This is a genomic window from Aeromonas sp. ZOR0002 (assembly GCF_963866995.1).
GTDB lineage: Bacteria > Pseudomonadota > Gammaproteobacteria > Enterobacterales > Aeromonadaceae > Aeromonas > Aeromonas caviae.
The window spans coordinates 7,310-17,004 of record NZ_CAWMFQ010000330.1; the positions used below are offsets into that span (position 1 = coordinate 7,310).

General features: G+C 60.6%; 6 protein-coding genes and 1 pseudogene. 4 read left to right on the forward strand and 3 right to left on the reverse strand.

Annotated features, from left to right (window positions below; genetic code table 11):
• The 4 genes and pseudogenes from AACR77_RS17645 to AACR77_RS17660 form a co-directional block, all read left to right on the forward strand.
• Positions 1–218, forward strand: a pseudogene (locus AACR77_RS17645) (ABC transporter ATP-binding protein); the annotation flags it as partial.
• Positions 219–239: 21 nt separating this feature from the next.
• Positions 240–2,654 carry an FtsX-like permease family protein gene (locus AACR77_RS17650; RefSeq protein WP_042883079.1) on the forward strand — a complete coding sequence of 805 codons (2,415 nt, stop codon included), beginning with the start codon at positions 240–242 and terminating at the stop codon, positions 2,652–2,654.
• A gap of 185 nt (positions 2,655–2,839) precedes the next feature.
• On the forward strand, positions 2,840–3,880 hold the full coding sequence (locus AACR77_RS17655) for a lipocalin-like domain-containing protein (RefSeq protein ID WP_042883081.1): 1,041 nt from the start codon (positions 2,840–2,842) through the stop codon (positions 3,878–3,880).
• A 442-nt stretch (positions 3,881–4,322) separates the two neighbouring features.
• Positions 4,323–5,420, forward strand: coding sequence for a hypothetical protein (locus tag AACR77_RS17660; protein WP_139739313.1), 1,098 nt, complete (start codon positions 4,323–4,325; stop codon positions 5,418–5,420).
• A 544-nt stretch (positions 5,421–5,964) separates the two neighbouring features.
• On the opposite strand, the gene AACR77_RS17665 is transcribed toward AACR77_RS17660, so the two are convergent.
• From AACR77_RS17665 to AACR77_RS17675, 3 genes are all read right to left on the reverse strand, one after another.
• Complete coding sequence (locus AACR77_RS17665; protein ID WP_042883083.1) at positions 5,965–6,525, reverse strand: hypothetical protein; 561 nt, start codon at positions 6,523–6,525, stop codon at positions 5,965–5,967.
• Between the two features lie 133 nt (positions 6,526–6,658).
• Positions 6,659–9,466: an FAD-binding and (Fe-S)-binding domain-containing protein gene (locus tag AACR77_RS17670; protein WP_042883085.1), complete on the reverse strand. Its 2,808-nt coding sequence runs from the start codon at positions 9,464–9,466 to the stop codon at positions 6,659–6,661.
• Positions 9,466–9,695: LUD domain-containing protein (locus AACR77_RS17675; protein ID WP_042883087.1), on the reverse strand; the 230-nt coding region annotated here is incomplete at its 5' end. The genes AACR77_RS17675 and AACR77_RS17670, both read right to left, overlap by 1 nt.

Here is a 9,695-nt window from a genome sequence, read left to right on the forward strand (position 1 = left end):
TTCATCAGCCCCGTTGGCTGCTCGCCGACGAACCCACCGGGAGTCTCGACGAGCACAACGCCGAGCAGGTGATGGCCCTGATGATGGGCGCGGTGCGCGATACCGGCGCCGGTCTCTTGCTGGTGAGCCACAACCCGGGCTATGGCGACCTGGCGGATCGGGTGCTGCGCCTTGAAGGGGGGCAACTGGTCGAGCTCAAGGGGCGCCGCCATGGCTGACGTCTGCCGGGGGGCCTGCTGATGTTGCCCCTCAAGGCGCTGCTGCGCCTCTATCGCGCTCACCCCTGGTTGCTTTTGATGAGCCTGGCCGGACTCACCCTCGGGGTCACCCTGGTGGTGGCCATCGAGCTCTTGAACCACAGCGCCCGCACCAACTTCGTCGCCGCCCGCAGCCAGCTCGCCGGGGAGGCCAACTACCGCCTGGCCCCCCAGAGTGGCCTGGATGAGCAAGTCTACGTGAGGCTGGTGCGAAGCCAGCCGAACCTTGACGCCATGCCAGAGCTTCACGCCTGGCTCAAGGACGAGCAGGGGCGCAGCTTCCAGTTGCTGGGGATGGATCTCTTCAACCCCGGCCCCCTGCGCCGCCTCTTTGGCGATGCGCCAGACAGCCAACCCGATGTCTCGTTGAATCGCGCCGACAGCGTCTGGCTGGCCGCCCCCGAGGCGAGGCGCCTTGACTGGCAACCGGGCCAGTCGCGAACCTTTGTGCTGGGGGATGAGGAGCAACGCCCCCTGACCCTGACCCTGGCGGGCACCTTCGAGCCCGGCGCCGTCCCCATGGAGCGGCTGCTGGTGACCGACATCGGCCTCGCCCAGCCCCTGCTTGGCAAGGAAGGCAGACTGGATCGCATCGTCTTCAAACTCAGCGAACAAGAGGCCACGGCCTTGCAGGCGGCCCTGCAATCCTATGCCCCCCATCAGCCCCTCTGGCTTGAGCCCATCAGCCCGGCCCTCGATGCCAGCCAGCTCGGGGATGCGCTGGCCCTGAACCTCACCGCCCTCTCCCTGCTCGCCATGGCGGTGGGATTGTTTTTGGTGTTCAACGCCCAGCGCTTCGTGCAGAGCGTGCGCCGCCCCCTGCTCGCCCAGCTCATCATCCTCGGGATGCCGCCGCGCCGGGTGCTGCGCTGGCTGACCCTGGAGATCCTGATCCTCGCCACCCTCGGCACCCTGCTCGGGCTGCTGCTGGGGAGCCTGCTGGCCCTCGCCCTGATGGGGCAGCTCACCCAGGCGCTGGCCGACCTTTATGGCCCCAACCCCATCGACCTGCTGCGCCTCTCCCCCGCCAGCCTTGGCAAGGCGATGGTGATCGGCCTTCTGGGGATGCTTGCCGCCAACCTGCCCGGCTGGTGGCAACTGCTGCGCCAATCCCCCCTTGCGCTGCGAGAGGGCAACAGTCGCCCACCGGCTCACCCCTGGCAACGCCGGGGGCTTGCCATCGCCATCCTGCTGCTGTGCGCCCTGTGTCTATGGCGGCCAGAAACCGGCCTTGGCGGCGCCCTCTTCGTGGCCGGAGGCTGGCTGCTCGCCATGGCCCTCCTGCTGCCCGATGCCCTTCGCTCCTTGCTGGGGCGGCTGCGTGCACGCGGCCCCCTCACCGCCCGGCTCGGGGTGGCCGAAACCCTCTATCACCTGGATCGCACCGCCATTGCGGTGATGGCGCTGCAACTGGCCATCGCCGCAGCCATCGGCATCGGGGTCATGGTGTCGAGCTTTCGCTCGAGCGTGGAGATCTGGCTCGGCCAGCGTCTGGCCGCCGATCTCTACGTCACCGCCCCCAAGGGGGTGGCCGGCAGCAGGGGCGCCCTGGGCGAGCAGACCCTCAACACCATCCTCGCCTCGCCGGATGTGCGCGCCGCCTCCCGCCGCGCCGTGCTCCCCGCCCGCTGGCAGGGGCAGCCCATCGAGTGGGCGCAGATGGACTTTATCCCCGAGCTCAAAGCCGCCTACCCCTTGCTCGCCGGGCGCTGGCCCGCCGCTCCCGACGAGGTGCTGGCGAGCGAACCGCTGACGGTACGCCTCGGGGTCAGGGTGGGTCAGCGCCTCGAGGTAACCAGCGAAGGGGGGCCGAGGGCTTTCACCGTCACCGGCGTCTATCAGGATTACGGCAGCGACAAGGGGCAGATACTGCACGCCTTCGAAGGGGGCAAGGTGCAATCCCTGGCCCTCTTCAGCCCGGATCCCGAGCACCTTGGCGACAGGCTCAGGAGCCAGTTTGGCGAGCGGGTGAACCTGTTGCCCGCCCCCGCCATCCACGCCGCCGCCCTCAGGGTGTTCGATCAGACCTTTGTGGTGACCGAGCTATTGAAGTTGCTGATCCTGGGGATCGCCTTTGTCGGCATCGGCTCGGCCTTTATGGTGCTGGGGCTCGCCCGGCGCGGCGAGTTGCAAACCCTGCAAAGCCTTGGCCTGAGCCCGCGCCACTGCCGCCAGCTGCTGGTGTGGCAAGGGGCGGGCCTCGGGCTGCTCACCGCGCTCCTGGCACTGCCGGTGGGCTATGGCCTCGCCTGGGTGCTGATTGAGGTGGTCAACCCCCGCGCCTTCGGCTGGCGGCTGGCCTTCGAGGCCGCCCCCCTGCACGCCGTCACGGCGCTTCTGCTGGCGCCGGTGTGCGGGGCGCTGGCCTCCTGGTACGCCGCAAGGAGAGTGGTATGACATATTGGTTGGCGCTCTGGCTCGGCCATGGCTTGACGTTCCCATTGACCAGATCTCTGTCACCGCACTTGATTCAGCGCAGAGAAGCGCACAGAGCTGCCGCGAACCATCCCCTCTCCCTTCGGGAGAGGGCCAGGGTGAGGGGAATCTTGTCCTCTTTACGGTCCCTGTGGCTTGCAGCCCGCTTGATCCCGCTTGTTGCCATAAGCGGCCACGCGCAGGCCAGCGATCTGGGGACCATCCTGGGTGGCGGTAGCGATCACTTCAAAAAGGCTCTGCCGGGTCAATCCATCCTCCTGCCCGCAGATCACGGTGCCCACCCCGACTACCGCTCCGAATGGTGGTATCTCACCGGCAACCTCAAAGACGAGCAAGGGCGCGGCTACGGCATGCAGTGGACCCTGTTTCGCCAAGGCATCGAGCAGGAGATAACATCCGACAACCCCTGGCTCACCCCCCAGCTCTGGTTGGCCCAGTTCGCCATCACGGATGTGAGCAAAGGCCGCCACCAGCAGGACGAGCGCACCAGCCGCCAGGGGCCAGGGCTCGCCGGTGCCAGCGGCGGTGAGTATTGGCTGAAAGAGTGGGTCTTGGCCTCTCAAGGAGAAGCGCTCTTTCCCGCCACCCTCAAGGTGCAGAGCAAGGCGGGGGATCTTGATGTGAAGGTGAGCGCCGCCAAGCCCGCGGTGCTGCAAGGCAAAGCGGGTTACAGCGAGAAGAGCCCGGGCAATGCCTCCTTCTACTACTCCTACCCGCGCCTGACCATCAGCGGCACCCTGACCCTGGATGGGGAGATCCGCAACATCAGCGGTGAGGGCTGGTTCGATCACGAGTGGAGCAGCTCGGTATTGGCCGAGTGGCAATCGGGCTGGGACTGGTTTTCGCTGCAATTTGACGATGGGCGCGAGTTGATGCTGTTTCGCCTGCGCACCAAAGCGGGCCACACTGAGCCTGAAAACCGCTACGGCATCCTGATTGAACGGGATGGCAGCAGCCGGGTGCTGAGCCCAGATCACATCCACCTCACCCCCGGCAAGACCTGGCGTGGCCCCAAGGGGCAGCCCTACCCCGTCGAGTGGCAGCTTAAGGCCGCTGATTTGAATCTCGTTATTAAAGCGCGTCAACCCAATCAGGCCATGACGGGACGTTTTGACTACTGGGAGGGGGCGGTATCCGTCTCGGGGGATGCCAAGGGCGTCGGCTATCTGGAAATGACGGGGTATTGACCGCCTTGAAAATCTGATCGGCTTCAAAAAATCATTTAAATGCTATGCCTTATATAATATTTACCTCCACAACGCTGTCGCCATTTGATACCTTACGTCTGCCCCTTACAGCCCCAAAAGTGCCCATGGAACACTCGTATCAGTGCTGGCTAACCGTTGCATTCAGGGAACTGTGGCTCCTGATTGTAGCCACTTTAATTATTCCTAATACAAACTTATGGCCGTGGCAAGTTGCTACAATAGTGCTACTTGAAAAACCCTTTTTTATATTAAAGGGGCAATTCAACCTCCTATTTTATGGCTTTTCAATGAAATTGAAATAAATAATGTTCAAGTCACGCAGTACATTTATATTGGAATGACATAAAAATACTTTATTTAATATAGAGATATTCAATAGGATTAATTATTAGATAATTTAGCCAACAAGGAACTACTGCTAATGTCAGCAACAGACATTCGACGTGAGATAGATGAATACTACATATACCTAAATTTTGTACATGATTTGATGGGAATAAAAGGGAAAGACAACAGGGTAGATTACGGACTAAAAATAGTATCTGAATTTATAAAAACTGCGACATCTCGAGAACTAAGAATTCAGGGAAAACAAATAGCATCTCAATTAAAGGACGCAGTAAAAAACCATGCCACGCTTTTACCTAGACGCAAACCATCACGACAGATCGCTCGTGACTTTAAAGTACTTTCAGAGGAAATAGATGTAAAAAGATTTGGTATCCCTTACGGATGGTTAGCTGAAAGATTTGAGTCTGCTGGATTAAAACAACCAACAGATTTACCTCCTCATGCAAGAATAGGCATCGGGGTACATGCTGGTTTTGCGAGCGTTGAAGAGGCTTTCCTTCTTGAAGATACATATTTATTACTCGCACATGCTGAAGCTGCAAATGAACGAATGAAACAATCTGCAAAGAAACTCAATGAAATGCAAATTAGGGCATTAAGCAAAGATGAATATAAAAATATATCAGCGATAAATGGGAATGTCTGCACCTTCTCTAGATTATGTGTTGTGAGCGCTGCCGCATTCATCGAGTCTTTCGTTAATAGTGTCGGATATGCAGAATCAGTAAGACGCAATGATCTTGATGATAATATCAAAGAAGAACTTAGAGGCATGAAAAAAAACAGATACCTGAGTCTAGATGTAAAGTTAGAAAAATATCCAAGGATACTTCGCCCTGATGGAAGATCTCCTATCGTATTATCAGACATTCATCAAAGAGAAGAGCCATTCACATCCTTTATATTAGACACCAAAGCACTCAGAGATTCCAGTATGCACTACGCACCAAACAAAGTTGATATTTGGCGCACCCCCCAAGAATGGCTTGCATCAGCTAATCGAGCAACAGAAAATGCCATTCAAGTCGCTGAGAAATTTTGGACCGCTTGTTTCCCAGATAGAGCTTCCCCAGAGTATCTTGATCACCTTTGCCATGAACGATTTCTAATGCGGGCAATTGACAAAGTTCGGTATTCTGATGGCAATGAATCAGCCAATACAGGTTAATCTCGCCTGATCGTTCATGCAAGGCCGTAGGTTCGCTTAGCGAAGCGTAATAGGACGTTCGCGAAACGCCCCTTGATATTTAAGTTAAGGGGCAAGAGCTATATTAAAATATCTAAAACTGGATAATCTCATTTCCACCTAAAATTATTTTACCTTCCCGTTCACTTGATTACGCTGCGCTAATCTAACCTACGTTAAATGCTCCAAACCGACGTTCAATGGGATAAAAATAATATTACCGTGTTGGGTTTCGCTTCGCTCAACCCAACCTACGTCAAACCTTATCTATTGAATGGTTTATATCTCAGCCGTCTGGTTGGAGATAAACGCCAACGACTGCCGGTTAAAGTGATCCGGCTGCTCCACGTTGCGGCTTGGCCACATTTTTCGATGTTTTCTTGCGGGCTACAGGGGTCACTGGCTACCGACTCGAGCACTAAAGAAATATTCAGAAGAACGCTTGAACCATCACCTTGTTGAGCCACTACTCCTTATCTCCTGCTTGCGCCAAAAATTGAAGGTCAAAGTGGGTGCTCCGGCACAGCTATAACAACCCCCCTTCACTCTCGGCCTTGATGGCGCCCAGTATCCGGCGCCGGATCAGGCCGCTGACGGGGCGGATCAGATACCAGTAAGGTGCGAACTTGAGGCGGCAGGCCAGATCCGGGCAGAACACCCTTGTCTGGGTGGTCAACCGGGTGGTGCCGTTTGGCTGGCGGCTGGCCGAAAACCCCAGGGTGAGCTTGGCGACGCCTGGCGCCGCAAAGTCCAGATACGCCTGACTGTCCACCATGGTCACCAGACCAAAGTCCGGCCGCCAGAACCGGCCGACAAGGCCGTAGAGCAGCGTGTTGTCGTCCTGGCTGTCGAGCGGCACGAATCTGTCCAAGCCAAAGGGAGGCGGGCTGGCGCTCTGTTGGCGGCCAAGAAGATGCCCAAGGCGCATCGGCACTTCCCGCAAGCCGATCAGGTGGCGAAAGGCCGGATCCGCTTCCGGTCGATAGTTGGCCGCCGCCTGGATGACGGTGTGCGGGTCGGCGGCAATGTCGCGAGCGTGCTCTTCACAGAAGTGATAGGCAGGCAGATAGTGGTTCAGCGGCGTCATCAATCCTTCCTTGCCATCGTTCGTATCAGCATCGGCCCCTTTCATAGCACGTAGCACCAGACAAGTCCCGCTTTAAAGCCACCTTGTTCACCCCATTGAAAACGGCAGGATAGTTATCCTGCCGTTTTTTTCCCTATCTCGCCGCCTGATCCACCAGATAGAGGATGCTGTGATAGGGAATGCCGGCGTGCTGGCTAAGCCCCATTTCACAGGTGCGGCTGTTGCTGAATCCCTGACGGCAATCGCTGGGGACCTGGGCGGGCAGGCTTGCCAAGGCGGCTGCGTTGAGCTCCGGGGTCATCAGCCCCTTGTCACCGGCAAAGCCGCAGCACTCGATATGCTCAGGGACTATCACCTCGCGGGCACAGGCGCGGGCCACCGCCAGCATCTTATCCCCCAGCCCCATGCGCCGGCTGCTGCAGGTGATATGGAGCATCACGGTCTCATCGATGGGGGTCAGCTCAAGGTGGGGCAGCAGGTGTTCCAGCACAAAAGCGGAGGGCTCGAACACCCGAAGGCTCTTGCCGAGTGCCCCCGAGAGCAGTCGCTGCACGCAGGGGCTGGTATCGAGCAGCACGGGCCAGCGCCCCTGCTCGCTTGCCTGCCACAGCGCCGCCGCCAGCTCACTGCGCTTGGCCGCAGCCACCTCGCTCATACCCTTGCTGTCATAGGGCATGCCGCAGCAGAGCCCCTCAACTCTCTCCGGCACGATGACCCGGCAGCCCGCTTTATTGAGCAGAGATAACACCACGTCCGGCAGTGACGGGGCCTCCTCCTGCTGGCCGAATACCCGGCTGGCGCACGACGGCAGATAGACCACGGCGCGATCCTCTCCAATGTCCTCGCTGGATCCGCCATGGCTCCCCTCCCCTTGCGGCCACCGGTAGCGGCTCGGCCCCGGCAGGGTGGGCAGCCAGGCGGGTGTGCGCTGGCCGCTCAGATGGCGAACCCCGTTCACCAATCGCGCCAGCGCTTTGTCTCCCAGAAGCTTGCCGGCAATGGATTTGAGGCCCAACGCACTGCGGGCGGTGCGGGTCACGCCAGCGAAGTGATCGGCGCTCCATCGGGCGATGGGCACGAAGCGCTGGTACTTTTCGCTGCGCAGCTTCTTGATCAGGCTGCCGGTGTTGATGCCCACCGGGCAGCGATCGGCGCACAGCCCGGTGGCGGCACAGGTCTCAATCCCCTGATAGTCAAACAGCCGGGCAAGATCCCCTGCCACTTCACCGCTGCGACCACGGCGTGACAACTCCCGATAGAGCACGATGCGCTGGCGCGGCGACAGTGACAGGGTGCGCGAGGGGCAGACCGCCTCGCAAAAGCCGCACTCGATGCACGGATCCACGATGGCATCGCTCGCCGGCATGGGCTTGAGATGGGCCAGGTGGGCCTTGGGGTCGTCGTTGATGATGACGCCGGGATTGAGCAAGCCATCGGGGTCCAGCAACGCCTTGATGCGCCGCATCAGCGCCATCCCCTCCGGCCCCCATTCCAGCTCCACATAGGGGGCCATGTTGCGGCCGGTGCCGTGCTCGGCCTTGAGCGACCCGCCAAAGCGCACGGCGACCAGCTCCGCCACCGCATCCATAAAGGCGCCGTAGCGGGCCACCTGGGCCGGCTCGTCGAACCCCTGGGTAAAGACGAAGTGCAGGTTCCCCTCCAGCGCGTGGCCGAAGATGATGGCTTCACCGTATTCGAAGCGATCGAACAGGGCTTGCAGCCCCGCCACCCCTTCCGCCAGACGTTCGATGGGAAAGGCGACATCCTCGATGATGACGGTGGTGCCGGTGGTGCGCACCGCCCCCACCGCCGGGAAGAGCCCCTTGCGAATGGCCCAGAGGCCGGCGCTGTCGACGGTAAAAGGCACCGAGGCGACCTGAGCGAACTCGGCCGCCATGGCCGTCACCTGCTCGCAGCGATCCACCAACTCCTCTTTCGATTCCCCATGCACCTCCACAAGCAGGGCGCAGGCGGCCAGATCCAGCGTCTTGATAAAGTCCGGCAGGCCGGGTTTGCCCGCCACCGAGCGCAGGGATCGCCCATCCATCAGCTCCACCGCCGCCACCGGCGCACTTTTCAGGCGCGAGGTGGCCAGACACGCCTGCTCGGCGTCTCGAAACACCAGCAGGGCCGAGGCCTTGTGGGGGTATTCGGGCACGGTATCGAGCACCACCTCGGCGATAAAGCCGAGGGTCCCCTCCGAGCCGATCATCAGGTGGGTGAGGATATCGACAGGGTCCTCATGGTCGAGCAGGGCGTTGATGGCGTAGCCGGTGGTGTTCTTGAGCCGGTACTTGTGGCGGATCTTGGCGGCAAGCTCGGCATTCGACAGCACCTCGGCGCGCAGGGCGGCGAGCCCCGAGAGCAGCTCCGGGCGCCTGGCCGCCAAGGCAGCGCGGCTCTGGGGATCGCAGCTCTCCAGCACGGTGCCATCGGCCAGCAGCAGGGTCATGGCGTGCAGGGTGTGGTAGCTGTTGTGGGCGGTGCCGCAGCACATGCCGCTCGCGTTGTTGGCGGCGATGCCGCCGAGCTTGCAGGCGTTGATGGAGGCGGGATCCGGCCCAATCTTTCGCCCCAGGGGCGCCAGATAGCGGTTGGCATCGGCGCCGATCACCCCGGGTTGCAAGGCAATGCGCTCGCCATCGTCCAGAACGCGGTGGCCACGCCAGCTGTCGGTCAGGGTGATGAGCACCGAATCGCTCAGGGCCTGGCCCGAGAGGCTGGTGCCGGCGGCGCGAAAGGTGCACGGCAGGCCCAATTCGCGGCACACCGACAGCACGAAGCGCACTTCATCCAAAGAATCGAGGCGCACGATGCGCTCTGGCACCAGGCGGTAGAAGCTCGCGTCCGTGCCGTGGGCCAATCGCAAGTCCGGGTCGCTCACCAGCCGCTCCTGCGGGATGCGCGAGAGCACGGCTGCGTCAAATTCATTCCAGCGCATCAGCAATCCTCCACCAGCACCACCAGCAGGCGGCTCGGGCCGTGGGCGCCGTAGGCCAGGGTCTGCTGGATGTCGGCGGTCTTGGAGGGGCCGGAGACCAGCAGCAGATTGGTGGGCATGGCCTGCTGCCAGCGCCCGGCCGCCACCAGCCCCGCCAGGTTGTCGGCGATGGTGGAAGCCGCCAGCAGGGCGATATGGCAGGGGGGCACCAAGGACAAGGTGCGCGGCT